Source organism: Pseudodesulfovibrio pelocollis (assembly GCF_030282845.1).
Taxonomy (GTDB): Bacteria; Desulfobacterota; Desulfovibrionia; order Desulfovibrionales; family Desulfovibrionaceae; genus Pseudodesulfovibrio; species Pseudodesulfovibrio pelocollis.
In genome coordinates, this window is record NZ_JASTWE010000040.1 from 20,646 (window position 1) to 35,250 (window position 14,605).

Consider the following 14,605-nt stretch of genomic DNA (forward strand, 5'->3'; position numbering starts at 1 on the left):
TGTTTGAAAAGCTGTTCGGCTGTGCAGCGCGAATGTCACCAGGGGAGGATCATGCGAACACGCAAGGACCGCAGCGCTCGTAGCGGCCACCACGCGATGCGCGCAATCACGGCGGGCGGCGCAAGCGCGACACACCACGGCCGATCACGGAGTGCGACATGCTGAGAAACAGGAGTTTTTCGGCCATCATCTTCATCAGCATCGCGACCATGTCCGTGGTCGTGTCCCTGGTGGGCATCGCTCTGTGGACGTGGGAGAAATACGACACCTTCCAGGACGAGGCGGCAAGGGTCCGCCTGGAGTTCGTGGAAGAGAGCAAGGACGAGATCACCTATCAGGTGGACCGGGCCTTGGAATACATCGCCCACCAGAGCGCCATGACCCGCAGCCGGGTCATGGACTCGGTACGCGGCCGCACCCTTGAGGCCGTGGCCATCGCCCAGAGCCTCGTGGACCGGCACGGCCAGGACATGGACAAGCCCGCGCTGGAGCGCCTCGTACTGGAAACGCTGCGGGCCATCCGCTTCAACGACGGGCTGGGCTACTACTTCGCCACCCGCATGGACGGCACCGAGCTGCTCTTCACAGACAAGCCCGAGCTTGAGGGCGTCAACCTCATCGACATGCGCAGCGCGGACGGCCGCTCCGTGATCCGCGAGATGATCGCCCTGGCCCGCGAACGCGGGCAGGGATTCTACGAGTACACCTGGACCAAGCCAGATGCCGATGGCAACGACCATCCAAAGATCGCCTTCATCAAGTATTTCGAGCCGTTCGACGGCTTCATCGGCACTGGCGAATATGTGGCAGACCATGCCCTGCTGCTCCAGCAGACCACGCTGGACTGGCTGGTCCGAATCCGCTTCGGCACCAATGGCTACCTCTTCGGTTCCACCTTCGAGGGTGACCCTCTCTTCACCAACGGGGTCATCACCCGGGGCCAGGCTTCCATCTGGGAGATGACCGGTCCTGACGGGGTCAAGATCATCCAACGCCAACATGAAAAGGCCCGACTGCCCGGCGGCGGCTTCATGGAATACTCGTGGCACAAGCTCGACAGGGCCGACCCCTCGCCCAAGATCGCCTTTGTGCGCGGCGTGCCCGAGTGGGGTTGGATCATCGGCTCGGGATTCTATGTGGACGACGTGGAGTCCGAAATCGCGGCGCACCGGGCGCATCTGCACGAAGAGTTGCTGAACGGAGTGGTCAGGACCGCGTTTCTGTGCCTGCTGCTGGTCATCCTGGCCCTTTTCGCGGCCCGCGTGCTGTCCGGGCGCATCAGCCGCCAGTTGGCGGAACTCACCGGTTTCCTGTCCGAGGCTGCCACCCACAAGACACGCATCGCCCCCGAACGCCTGACCCTCGCCGAGTTCAAGGCCATAGCCACCTCGGTCAACGCCATGCTTGAGGCCAGAGACACGGCCGAGGAGTGGCTGCGCGAAAGCGAGGAACGCAACCGGCTGCTGGCGGACCTGACCACCGAGGGCGTGGTGGTGCATCGAAACGGCACGGCCATCGACCTGAACGCATCCATGGCCGCTCTGCTCGGATTCTCGCGCGATGAACTGCTCGGACGCGATCTCCTTGATTTCATCCACGAAGAGGACCGCGACACTGTCCGCCAGAGCATGGCCAGCGAAGTGGTCGCACCCTACACGGCGCGCCTCCAGAAGCGGGACGGCTCATACTTTCAGGCCGAGATCGAGGCACGAAATTTCCTGCTGCGAGGCGAGGAATGCCGCGTGGCCGCCGTACGGGACGTCACCATGCGCAGGCGGGCCGAAGAGACGCTGCTGGCGACCAAGGAGGCGGCCGAGGCGGCCAGCCGCTCCAAGTCCGAATTCCTGGCCAACATGAGCCATGAGATCCGCACACCCCTTGGCGGAATGCAGGGCATGCTGGAACTGCTACAGACCACCCCGCTGGACCATGAGCAGCGTCAATACGCGGGATTCGCCATTGACGCCGCCAAGCGGCTGACGCGGCTGCTCGGTGACATCCTCGACCTCGCGCGCATCGAGGCGGGCAAGCTGACACTTGTGGCCGAACCCATTGACCTGGCCGAGACCCTGCGCTCCCTTGAACAACTCTTCCGGCCCAGCGCGGCCCAGGCCGGAAACAGCCTCGAATTCAGCATCGCCGGAGACATCCCCCCGCTGGTGGTGGGCGACGCGGTCCGGCTCCAGCAGGTGGTGAGCAACATCGTGGGCAACGCCCTCAAATTCACCCGGGGCGGGTCAGTGACGGTGACGGCGGCGCTCCTGACAGCCCCTACGCCCCACCCGGCGCCCGATGCCCCGCCCGGAACGCCCGTCGGCCGCTGCCGGGTGCTCTTCAGCGTGTCCGACACCGGGCCGGGCATTCCCGACGCGGCGCAGGGCAAGCTGTTCCAGCCCTTCACCCAGGTCAGCGAGGGCATCCGCCGCCAGCATCAGGGCGCGGGCCTTGGGCTGTCCATCTGCAAGCGGCTGGTGGATCTCATGGGCGGCACCATGTCCATCGAGAGCGAGGTCGGGGTCGGCACCACGGTCCATTTCCAGATTCCCTTCGCCCTGGCCCACGCCGCTTTGGCAGGTGCGGACCAGAACGGAAACGACGAGTGCCATGACGCCGCCTGCCGCATCCTGGTGGCCGAGGACTCGCGGGTCAACCGGCTGGCCGTGGCCCGCCTGCTCGAAAAGGACGGCCACACGGTGGTGGCCGTGGAAAACGGCAGACAGGCGCTGGACGCCCTGTCCGCAGCTCGCTTCGACGTGGTCTTCATGGACATCCAGATGCCGGTCATGGACGGCCTGGAAGCCACCCGGGCCATCCGCAGCGGCGCGGCCGGGAACAACCGCCGGGCCATTCCCATCATCGCCCTGACTGCTTACGCCATGGCCGGAGACCGGGAGGCGTTCCTCAAGGAAGGCATGGACGGCTATCTGTCCAAGCCCGTGGACAGGGTTGAGATGCGCCACCAGCTCCGGCTGGTTCTCGAAGACACCAGATGCCCCCTGCCGAGGAAGAAGGAATGACCGGCAGCCCGGCCAAGGGCATGACACGCCGCCCCTCGGCCCTGCCCGGGAGACGGCCCGTCAGGGGTCAGCGCCCGTCGGGCAGGGATTCCCGGTCGGCCCTGATGATATCGAGCAGCCTCTGCCCCTGCGGCGAAAAGAGCTTGATCTTGTCGAAGTCCGGCGTTCCCGCGACCTTTTGCAGGAGCAACCCGTCCCGGTCGAACCACTGGGGCAGCAGCCCGCCGAAGAAATAGCCCGCGCCACGGGCCGCCTCCACGGCAAAGGAGCAGCCCGGACGCCACAGCGGCAAAAAGAGATGATACGCGTGCATGCCAGGGTGCGCCCGCTCCATTTCAGCGAGGTGCCGGGCAAAATCCCCGCCCACAGCCTCCACGGTCAGCTTGGCCAGACTGGCGTCCTCGATCACCAGTGTCGAGGCCACAGTGTCTGACTGCGGCGGCCCATCCTCCACAAACGTCCGCTTGAGGCCCGCGTCCTCGCAGATGGCGCGAAGCTGGTCCGCGTATCTGACCGGCAGCAAAAGGTCATGGGGCCGGTCGTGCAGAATGCAGAACTGGTCGAGCAGGGAGATGCGGCCATAGGCACCGCCCTCCGAGATCGGCCTGGGCGGCATGGGCTCGATTTCCAGGGCACAGGTACACGCGCCGACGACCTTGCCGAGCTTCTGAGTGGTCAGGTGGTCGCATACGCATTGCCCGGAAATGACATCGAGCCCCAGATGCTCCGGCGGCTTGTTGTGGATCTTGCGGGCCAGCCGCAGCCCAAGGGAAGTGGTCCGGTAGTCGGGATGGACCATCCACGATCCCGCCTCCATGATCTTGCGCCCCGGAGGATTGCGAAACAGGGCGTAAAGCCCCACGATGTCGCCCTTTTCAGTGCGCCCAACAGCCTGATACAGGTCATTGCCCGCATTGATTCGGGCCACTTCCTGCGGGTCGTAGACATAATCGACCGGGAACATTTCCCCATACACCCTGTAATACAACCGGGCCACGCCTAGGGCATCCTCGGGCCGAAAATCGTCCACCGCGAACTTCTGCTCCGGCTCGACAACATACCCTTCCTCGCGCAACATTGCGAGGTTCATCTCTCTGGTCCTCATCCTCATCCTCCCGGACAAATCCGCTTTTCCGACACGCTCCGCCTGCGCCACCTGCCAGCCCGCGATCCAAGCCAAAAGGCACCATACTCCGCAAGCCTTCCGGCTTCAAGAGAAGACGAGTCGTCATCCCGGCACGCCTTGACGCACTGGCACGATTGATCTAGTCAGGTGGGTGTCTTCGAGGGTTGACCAACGGACGCGGCACCCCATCACACCAACATCACGGGACAGAATGAAAATATCCGCCCGCTCGCGCTACGCTACCCGGCTCCTGCTGGACCTGGCCATGCACGACGACGATTCCCCCCTGCGCACCACCGTGCTCTCCGAGTCAACCGGCATCACGGTCCAGTTCATCGAGCAGATCATCCGCCCCCTCAAGAAGGCCGGGCTCATCACCTCCCGGCGCGGTGCCACGGGCGGGCACATCCTGGCCCGCGACCCGGCCGCCATCACCGTGGGCGAAATCGTCAGCATCATGGAGGGCGGCATCAGGCTGACAGACTGCGTGGACGACGGCTCCATCTGTGCGCGCTCGGCCACCTGCCGCACCCGCCGGGTCTGGCAGCGCGCCTCCCGCGTCCTGGAGCAGGAGCTCGGCTCCATCACCCTGGCCGACCTGATGGACAACCCAGCCGGACTCGACCTCATCGACTGACCCACCCCGACCCGGAGCATCCGAGATGCGCACCCACATTCCATACCCTGACAGTATGGAATACATGAGCGCACCCCTGCTCCGTCCGCAGATCGCCTGCCCGCTGGAACAATCCAGGCACATTCCCCACTGCTTCCGGGCTGCGAAAATGGAAGACAATCGCCCCTCATTCGCGACTCATTTTCTTTCATATTTTTGACAATACCCTATAATTCTTCATGATATTTATTTCACACTCGACTTGACACCGTGCCGAGTTTCGGGCTAATTCGGAGCGACCTAATCCGAATTGATTTGGTAGGAATTGTTTTCAATCCCGACTTAATTAATTTAGATCAAACTGATCAGGTTGGGTGTAGCGGAGGAAACTCCGGGTTCGTCGCGGAACCGGGGCCTCGGCCCCGAAACACAGGCGGTAGCCAATGCTCAGCTCCGACATTCCCCGGTCCGTTCCTTGCGGACCGGAAGCAACTGCCCTCCATCTGGGCGAGGCTTCTTTCTCCAGCCTCGTCCTCTTCGAGCACGCCGGTCCATGCGCAAGCCCACCCCAGCTTGGCCGCATGACGCACGCCCTGCCCCGGGCACGTCGGACCGCAATCCCTGACGGAAAACGGGAAGGGTGGGCGCTCCCTCGCGCCGCCCTTTGCCCCCGTCGTCCTGGCCAGGCCCGGTCTCTCCGTGGTCCGGCTCCCACCCCGCTGCGTCAAGAACGCGGCTTCCAGCCCCGACCCTCGGGTCGGCGGCTGTGTGAGGAGGGTGTATGCGCATCCTGCTCATAGGCACTGACGAGCCCGGCCTGCTGGGCGTAGCGCGCCACCTCGAAGCCCGGCCCGAGGACACGGCCATGGTCCTGTACCCCGAGTTCAATCCCCTGCCCGAATTCTCCTGCATGACCCTGGAGCGGCTTCTGGGCAAGGGCATAGAATTTTCCGAATCCATCCGCGCCTGCGGCCTGGACACCAGCTCCCGGACCGTCTTGGTGCGGCACAGCCACACCGGCCGCGAAAGCTCGCTTGATTACGACACTCTGGTCTTTGCCACGGGCTCGGCCCCGGCCACCCTTGATGTGCCCGGCGAGTTCCTGGTCCCCATGGCCCGCGTGGGCTGCCAGGCCGACGCCGCCCGGCTGCGCGCCGCCGATGGCGTGAACGTGGTCATCGGCTCCGGCATGCACCTGCTCCTGGCCGTTTCGAGCCTGATGACCCAGAATCTTGGGACCATCGAAATCATTCCCCATGGCGAAGACCGGAACGAGAAACACCAGGGCTGCCTTCTGTCCGACACCCTATCGGGCATGGTCCGCCACCACCTGACCCAATGCGGCGTAACCATCCACGCCCATGACACCCTCAAGGCCATAGAGGGGGGCTCCGGTGCTGTCCGCGTGGTCACCGACCGCCGCGTCATCGACTGTGCCCGGGTGGTCAACGCCATGCCCGCCGCGCCGGTCACCTATCTGGCTGCCGACGCGGGCATCACCCTTGATCCCGCAGGCCACATCCTGACCGATACGCAACTGGCCGCCAGCGCCGGGAATGTCTTCGCCTGCGGCGGGTGCGCCGCCTTTGTCGGCCGGGACTGCCAGCAGCCGGTGCCCGGCTCGGCAGTGGCTGCCACGCCCAAGGCGCAGGCGCGCGCCCTGGCCGCCGCCCTTTCCGGCGAAATTGCGGATTTCCGCGCCACGGCGGGTGCCTGGTCCATCACCTTTGGCGACCTGACTGCGGCCGGTACGGGCCTGACGCCCGACCAGGCCCGCCAGTGCGGCTTTTCGCCGCTGTCGGCCCTGGCCATCCAGTTCGACCGCGCCCACTTCATGCCCGATGCCAGCCTGATGACCCTTGAGCTGGTCTTCGACTCCCGGGATGGCCGCGTGCTCGGCATCCAGGGGCTCGGCCCCTCTGCCGACGCCCTGGCCGGGCGGATCAGCGCCGTGTCGGCCCTGCTGGCCGCCCGCACAGGCGACGGCCACCCCACGGTCCACGATGTAGCCAACCTCGAAATCGCCTACTCTCCGCCCTTTGCCTCGGCCATGGATGTGCTCAACACCGTGGGCAACGTGGCCGCCAACATCCTGGACGGCATCGGCCAGGGCGTCACGGCACAGGAATTCGACCGCATCTGGCGGGAGCGCGAATCGGGCGAGAACCTCTTTCTCGACTGCCGGGAACTTGGCAACGCGGCCCCGTATCTTGAGCGCCACCCGGACCATTGGCGGCACATCCCTCAGGGCGAACTCGCCAAACGCATGGCCGAGCTGCCCCGGGACGGGCGCATCGTCATCATCTGCAACACCGGGGTGCGCGCCTACGAGGCGCAGGTGACCCTGAAACACGCGGGGCGCGGGGACGCGGTCATCGTGGAGGGCGGCATGACCGCCTTGAGGCAGTCCGGGGTCGAGGTCTGACCCCCGCCCGCACGGCATGGATTGATCCCCTGCGCAAGGCGGAGGGGCTGGAAAATACACTTTCATCACTATCAAGGAGTCCTAGCATGAAAAAACTGGTTATTCTCGGTGCCGGAGCCGGCGGAACCATGGTCGCGACCAAGATGCGCGAGAAACTGGATCCCAAGGAATGGAAGATCACGGTCATCGACCGCGACTGGAAGCATCACTATCAGGCGGGCTGGCTGTTCGTGCCCTTTGGCATATACACCCTCGAGGACTGCACCAAGCCCAAGGCCGACTTCCTGCACGGCGTGGACTTTGTCCAGGACACCATCACCAACGTCGATCCCGAGAAGAAGGTCGTCACCTGCCAGGGCGGCAAGTACGAGTACGACTGGGTCGTGGTGGCCACCGGCTGCCGCATCATGCCTGACGAGGTCGAAGGCATGATGGACGACTGGCGCGGCGACATCCATGACTTCTACACCCCGGACGGCGCCCTGGCCCTGTTCAAGAAGTGGAAGTACATGAAGAAGGGCCGCATCGTCCTGAACATCGCCGAAATGCCCATCAAGTGCCCGGTGGCCCCCCTTGAGTTCGTCTACCTGGCCGACTGGTTCTTCACGGTCAACGGCGTGCGCGACAACATCGAGATCGAGCTGGTCACCCCGCTGACCGGCGCCTTCACCAAGCCCGTGGCCGCCGAGATCCTGGGCCGCGTCTGCGAGGAGAAGAACATCAAGGTCACCCCCAACTTCACCATCGACAACGTCAACGTGGGCAAGAAGGTCATCGAGGACGTCATGGGCGAGGGAATCCCCTATGACCTGCTCGTGGCCATTCCGCCCAACTTCGGCGCCCAGGTGCTCATCGACTCGGGCATCACCGATCCCATGGGCTACATGGACACCGACAAGCACACCCTGAAATCCGCCAAGTTCGAGAACATGTACATCATCGGCGACGCCACCAACTGCCCAACCTCCAAGGCGGGCTCCGTGGCCCACTACGAGGCCGACATCGTGGTGGACAACCTGCTGCGCGAGATCGACGGCGAGGAGCCCAGGCCCGAGTTCGACGGCCACTCCACCTGCTTCATCGTCTCGGGTTACGAAAAAGCCTACCTCATCGACTTCAACTACGAGGTGGAGCCGCTGCCGGGCAAGTACCCCTTCCCGGGCCTCGGCCCCTTTGCCCTGCTCGGCGAGAACCACCAGAACTACTGGGGCAAGATGATGTTCAAATGGGCCTACTTCAACCTCATGCTCAAGGGCCACGAGCTGCCGCTTGAATCCCAGATGTTCATGGCCGGTAAGATGCGCCACATGGCCGGAAAATAACGCAAGCGAGGCGAGATATGAGCAACGAAGCGATTATGGAGCGCCTCGACAGGATCGAGGAAAACATAGCGTTCCTGACGGAAAAGGCAAGAAGCGCCCAGGAACTCAAGGAAGACCTGACCCCGATAGCCCACGACGCCTTCAAGATAATGATGAAGGAGTTCGGACAAATCGAGCACGGGTTCCAGCTTGAGGACCTGATCGCCTTCATCAAGCGGGCCATGCTCAGCGTGAAGGACATGACCTACGCGCTGGAAAAACTCGAAGACATCATCGCCCTGTGGCAGACCATAGAGCCGCTGCTCCAGCACTCGGTGCCGCAGTTGATCTCCTTCCTCGACGGCCTGGAGCAGAAGGGTGTGTTCGACACCTACCGGGCCATGATCGAGATCCGCGCCAAGGTGGCCGAAACATACGGCGTGGAAAACATCCGCAACATGGGCGACAGCTTCGTCTTCCTTGTGGGCATGCTCGAAAAGCTGAGCGATCCCAAGGTGCGCATGATGATCGAGGGCGCGGCCAACGCCTTCTCGGAACTGGACCTGACCCAGGTCAAGCCCACCGGTCCGCTGGGCTTGGTCGGCGGCATGGCCTCCAAGGACGCCAAGCGCGGCCTGGGCATCATGCTGGAGATGACCAAAACCCTGGGCAAGATAGGCCTCGACGTGCCCAAGGTGGACGAGGTGGCCGAGGCAAAGGCCAAGGCCGAATAGGCAGCAGATCGCACCGACGCAAGACCGTAATCGTTCTGGCACCGCCAGGACTCCGCGACGGCCCATGCCGCCGCACCTCCCGAAGGGTGCGTGGCTATGGAGCTGGCCCCGCACACGCGGCGGCATGGGCCACTTTGCGGATTCGGTCCTTCTCGGCGGCATCGGGCCGCCCTCGCAACAGGGGCAGCGGCTTCCTCACACGGCCAGATTTCGCACTTGGCCGAAGCCCCAAGACTGGAGGTGAGCTATGACCAAGAAGATTCTGATCATCGACGACGATCCGGCCATCGTGGAATTCCTTGAGGACTTCCTGCAGGACAACGGCTTTGCCACGGTCAGCGCCTTTGACGGCGTGCAGGGAATCGACCAGCTTCGCGCCCACAAGCCCGACCTGATCACCCTTGACATGGACATGCCCGAAAAGGGCGGCGTGCTCTTCTATGCGGCCATGCGCAAGGACGAGACTCTCCGGGACACCCCGGTGGTGGTGGTCAGCGGCGTCGGCCCCCGGCCCCCGGCCATCGGCAAGGACGTGCCCGTGATCACCAAGCCCATCGACACCGATGCGCTCATGGGCCACCTGAGCACCATGCTCGACTGATCCGGCCACAGGCCAGATCCGATCACGACATCAAACGGGAATGGCGCGCGGGCACCGCGCCCGCGCGCATTCCCGGAAGCACCACGGCCCATCATGACCAGCACCCGGCACGACACCACGGGCCAGCCCGCCCGTTTCAAGGTGCTTCTCGTGGACGACGAGGAGGACATCCGCGAGCTGCTGGGCATGCTCCTGGACGACCTCGGTTTCGCCGTGCGTACTGCGGCCAACGGGGCCGAAGCCCTGGACGCCTTCCGCCTCGACCGGCCAGACATCGTCCTGACCGACATCAAGATGCCGGGCATGGACGGCATCGAGTTGCTGGGCGCCATCAAAGCTCTGGACCAGGACGTGGAGGTGATCATGATCTCCGGCCACGGCGACATGGGGTTGGCCATCGAATCCCTCAAGCTCAGCGCCGCCGACTTCATCACCAAGCCCATCGACGACGACCTGCTCTCCATCGCCCTGGACAAGGTGGTGGAGCGCCTCACCCTGCGCCGCCAGGTCAGGGAACACACCGAGGAACTGGAACGTCTCGTGGCCGAGAAGTCGGCCCGGGTGGTGGAACTGGAGCGCCAGAGTGCGGCCCGGCAGATCATGGGCGGGCTGTCCTCGGCAATGTCCGTGGTGGCCGGAGACCTGGACGACTCGGGCGTGTTCAACGAACTGCCCTGCTTCATTTCCATCCACTGCGCCGACCAGCGCGTGGTCGCGGCCAACACCCTTTACGAGCAGCGCCTTGGCGGCCGTACCGGCCAGCCGAGCCGGGCGGTCTACAAGGACCACTCCGGCCCCGGGGAATGTCCCGTGGCCGACGCCGTGGCCCAGGGGGCGGGCGGTCGCGCCTCGGCCACCCTGCTTGCGGCCGACGGCGGCGAAATCCCGGCCGTGGTCTCCACCGCGCCCATCCTCGACAGCGACGGCGCGGTCTCCATGGTCCTCGAAGTGGCCGTGGACATCACCGAGGTCAACCGCCTGCGCTCCGAATTGACGCGCACCCAGCGCCGCTACGAGCACCTCTTCAACCAGGTGCCATGCTACATCACGGTCCAGGACCGCGACATGCGCATCGTCGAGGCCAACGACCGCTTCCGCCAGGACTTCGGCTTCGGGCGCGGGCCCACCTGCCATCAGGCCTACAAGAACCTCGGCGAGGTCTGCGATGACTGTCCCGTGCAAAAGACCTTTTCCGATGGCGGCCGACACCAGCGCGAGACCGTGGTCACCTCCAGATCCGGCCGCAGCCACAATATCCTGGTCTGGACCGCGCCGCTCTTTAATGAGCACGGCCAGGTCGACCATGTCCTCGAAGTGGCCACGGACATCACCACGGTCCGGGAACTCCAAGACCAGTTGACCAGCCTGGGCATGATGCTCGGCTCCATGTCCCACGGGGTCAAGGGGCTGCTGGCCGCCCTGGACGGCGGGATCTACCGGGTGGATTCCGGCCTGGCCAAGGGCGACGCCGCTCGGGTGGATGCCGGGTGGAAGGTGGTCAAGCACCGCATCGGCCACATGAAGAAAATGGTCATGGACATCCTCTACTACGCCAAGTCGCGCGAGCTGACCGTATCCGCCGCCACTCTGGGCGACTTCGCCTCGGACCTGGCCGCAGCCGTGGAGGCCAAGGCCACCCAGCACGGCGTGGCCCTGGTTCGCGACTTCGCCGACACCGATGCTTTCTTTGAGGCAGACACCGAGGCCCTGGCCCCGGCCCTGCTCAATTTCCTGGAAAACGCGGTGGACGCCTGCGTCTTTGACCGGGCCAAGGCCGATCACGCCGTGACCTTCGGCGTCTCGGCCGAAAACGGCCACATCGTCTTCGACATCGCCGACAACGGCACGGGCATGGACCGCGAGACGCGGGAAAACATGTTCACCCTCTTCTTCTCGTCCAAGGGGGCCAACGGCACAGGCATCGGCCTGTTCATCTCCAACCAGGTCATCGCCCGGCACCACGGCTCCATCGAGGTCAACTCGGCCGTGGGCCAGGGCACGCATTTCCGCATCCGCATCCCGGCCGGCCAAACCAGCCCCGATGCTGGCGGAACAAGGACGGACGCCGCCCTCGGCTGACTCCGAGGCTCGTCTGCCAAAAGCGGCCGTCCGCAGGGGACACCATGCCCGGATTGATCGGCTCGCGCCTGGACAGGCTGCGCCTGTCCCTGGTCCTCAAGATCGTGGTCTCCATCATCGCGCTGCTGGCCGTGCTCATGGTCGGCCTCTTCGTGGTCAATGCGCGCAAGTACGAGGCCATGGCCGTGCGCAACGCCGCCATCCAGGCCGACGAGACCGCCGAGATCATCAAGGCCGGGCTGCGCACGGCCATGCGCCACGACCCCCTGCGCGACACCCCCGCCCTGCTGGCCGACGCGGCCCGGCTGGACACCATCGAATCCCTGACCGTCTACGACAAGCTTGGCGTGTCGCGCTTCTCCGGGGTCCAGATGGCCCCGGTGGGACCGCTGCCCCTTGACCACGCCCTGTGCGCCATGTGTCACGCCCAGGAGCCGCCAGCCACCTTCGCCCACCTGGACCAGCGCGCCGAGGTGATCCGCTCGGACGGACGCGGCAGGCTGGTGCGCGTGGTCAGCCCCATCGCCAACGAGCCGGGCTGCACCGCCTCGGGCTGCCACGCCGGTCAGGGTGACGCGCCCCTGCTCGGCGTCATGGAGCTGACCGTGTCCATGGAAAACATCGAGGGCAACATCGCCCTGCTGGTCAAGGACAACGCCACCTACGTCATCTTCAGCCTGGCCGTCATCTGCCTGACCCTTTTCGGCCTGGCCTTCCGGCTCATCGACCGGCCCATCGCCCGAATGATCGAGGGCACCCGGCGCATCGCCCTGGGCGACTACGCGGCCACCGTGGACGTGGACCAGCGCGACGAACTGGGCCAGCTCGCCTCGGCCATCAACCGCATGGCCCGCGAGGTGGGCATCCAGCACGAGGAACTGGCCAAGCAGCGCACCCTCTACCAGTCGCTCTTCGAAGGCGTGCCCTGCCTGATCACCGTGCAGGACCGCGACTACCGCCTGATCCGCTTCAACCAGACATTTGCCGAGCGCTTCAAGGCCAAGCCCGGCGACCACTGCTACCATGCCTACAAGGGCCGTGACCGCAAATGCGAGGTCTGCCCGGTGGAAAAGACCTTCCGCGACGGCAAATCGCACACCGCCGAGGAGGTAGGCGCATACAAGGACGGCAGCCGCGCCCACTGGATCGTCCACACCGCACCCATCCACGACGAACGCGGCCAGGTCGTGGCCGCCATGGAGATGTGCCTGGACATCACCCAGCGCAAACGGCTGGAGGAAGACCTGAAGGCGTCCGAACAGAAATACTGCGCCATCTTCAACAATATCCCAAGCGCGGTCCTGGCCCTGGATGCGGCCACCCTTGAGGTGGTTGACTGCAATCAGACGGCAATAAAACTGTACGGTTACAAGAAGGGCGTATTAATCAGACGCTCGGCCCTGAAGCTCGTGGCCCCGGACGAGGCCGAGGCCCACCGTGCGGCCTTTGCCACGGTGCGGCCTCTGCGGCGCACCAAGCACGTCACCGCTTCTGGCAGCGAGTTCTGGGCCTCGGTCAACGTGACCCGCTCGCGCTTCGAGGGGCGCGAGGTGCTGCTGGCCGCAGTGACCGACATCTCCGAGCGCATCCGCTCCGAGGAGCAGCTGATCCAGGCGAGCAAGATGGCCACCCTGGGCGAGATGGCCACGGGCGTGGCCCATGAGTTGAACCAGCCCCTGGCCGTGCTCCAGATGGTGGCCAACCTCTTCAGGCGCAAGGTCAGGGCTGGCCAGTCCATCGACCCGGAGGCCGCTGCGGGCCTGGCCGACAAGATCAGCAACAACGTGGGCCGCGCCACCCGTATCATCACCCACATGCGCGAGTTCGGCCGCAAGTCCAACCTCGATACCGAGGAGGTTCTGGTCAACGACGTCATGCGCCGGGCCTTCGACTTCTTCAGCCAGCAGCTCAAGCTGCACGACATCGACGTGGCCTGGCAGCTCGACGAGCGCCAGCCGACCATCCTGGCCGATCCCAACCGGCTTGAGCAGGTCTTCATCAACATGCTCCTCAACGCCCGCGACGCCATTGACGAGCGCTGCGCCCGGGGCGACTGCGATCCCGGCGACCGGCTCATCGTGCTGCGCACCCGCTCCACCCGGCGCTCGGTCATCGCCGAGGTGCAGGACACCGGCACCGGCATCCCCAAGCACCTGCTGCCCCGCCTCTTCGAGCCCTTCTTCACAACCAAGGAGGTGGGCCAGGGCACAGGGCTCGGCCTGTCCATCAGCTACGGTATCGTCACCGACTACGGCGGCACCATCCGCGCCACCTCCCCGGCCTGCGGCGGCTCCCGCTTCGTCATCACCTTTCCCCGCGCCTCGACCATGAAGCACGGCAACGGCGCTGGCTGACCCCGGGCCGGAGCCGATTTTCCCGGTTTGGTTTGCCACCATCAGGCCCATGGAGTATCCTGATAGCAAAAAAAGGAGAAACCCATGGGACGCGAAACCGTGCTTTTCAAGAGCGAGGAAAGAAAAACCACGGCCGAAGCGGCTGCGGTGCTGCGCGCCATCGCCGACAAGATCGAGACCGGCCAGATCACCCTGACCGCCCAGGGAGGCGAGGTTTCCCTCGCCATCCCGCCCCAGATCACCCTTGAGATCAAGGCCGAAGAGGAAGAGGGCCGCACCCGCAAGCGCTCCCTCGAAATCGAACTCGAATGGACCGAGGGCGACACCGGCCCGGCCACCGGCGTGACCATCG

10 protein-coding genes are annotated in these 14,605 nt (G+C 65.0%); 9 read left to right on the forward strand and 1 reads right to left on the reverse strand.

What is annotated here, in order from left to right; translation table 11 throughout:
• The first annotated feature begins 158 nt into the window (after positions 1-158).
• Entirely contained in the window at positions 159-3,017 is a 2,859-nt protein-coding gene (locus QQS14_RS13045; RefSeq protein ID WP_285907443.1) for a cache domain-containing protein, read from the forward strand.
• Between the two features lie 67 nt (positions 3,018-3,084).
• Here the strand turns inward: QQS14_RS13045 and QQS14_RS13050 are convergent, their stop codons facing one another.
• Positions 3,085-4,122, reverse strand: a complete 1,038-nt coding sequence (locus QQS14_RS13050; protein WP_285907444.1) for a hypothetical protein — start codon at positions 4,120-4,122, stop codon at positions 3,085-3,087.
• A gap of 232 nt (positions 4,123-4,354) precedes the next feature.
• Here QQS14_RS13050 and QQS14_RS13055 point away from each other — a divergent pair, with 232 nt between their 5' ends.
• The 8 genes from QQS14_RS13055 to QQS14_RS13090 all read left to right on the forward strand — a co-directional run.
• Positions 4,355-4,780, forward strand: coding sequence for an RrF2 family transcriptional regulator (locus QQS14_RS13055; RefSeq protein WP_285907445.1), 426 nt, complete (start codon positions 4,355-4,357; stop codon positions 4,778-4,780).
• Between the two features lie 760 nt (positions 4,781-5,540).
• On the forward strand, positions 5,541-7,184 hold the full coding sequence (locus QQS14_RS13060; protein WP_285907446.1) for an FAD-dependent oxidoreductase: 1,644 nt from the start codon (positions 5,541-5,543) through the stop codon (positions 7,182-7,184).
• An 86-nt stretch (positions 7,185-7,270) separates the two neighbouring features.
• Positions 7,271-8,506, forward strand: a complete 1,236-nt coding sequence (sqr, locus tag QQS14_RS13065) for a type III sulfide quinone reductase, selenoprotein subtype (RefSeq protein WP_285907447.1) — start codon at positions 7,271-7,273, stop codon at positions 8,504-8,506.
• Between the two features lie 17 nt (positions 8,507-8,523).
• A complete protein-coding gene (locus QQS14_RS13070; RefSeq protein ID WP_285907448.1) occupies positions 8,524-9,219 on the forward strand; it encodes a DUF1641 domain-containing protein in 696 nt (231 codons plus the stop codon).
• A gap of 247 nt (positions 9,220-9,466) precedes the next feature.
• Entirely contained in the window at positions 9,467-9,820 is a 354-nt protein-coding gene (locus QQS14_RS13075; protein WP_285907449.1) for a response regulator, read from the forward strand.
• A gap of 93 nt (positions 9,821-9,913) precedes the next feature.
• Positions 9,914-11,899, forward strand: coding sequence for a response regulator (locus tag QQS14_RS13080; protein WP_285907450.1), 1,986 nt, complete (start codon positions 9,914-9,916; stop codon positions 11,897-11,899).
• Positions 11,900-11,943: 44 nt separating this feature from the next.
• Positions 11,944-14,253 (forward strand): PAS domain S-box protein, encoded by a 2,310-nt coding sequence (locus QQS14_RS13085; protein ID WP_285907451.1) that lies wholly within the window; start codon positions 11,944-11,946, stop codon positions 14,251-14,253.
• 84 nt (positions 14,254-14,337) lie between these two features.
• Positions 14,338-14,605, forward strand: a 268-nt coding sequence (locus QQS14_RS13090) for an amphi-Trp domain-containing protein (protein ID WP_285907452.1), incomplete at its 3' end; no start/stop codon positions are given.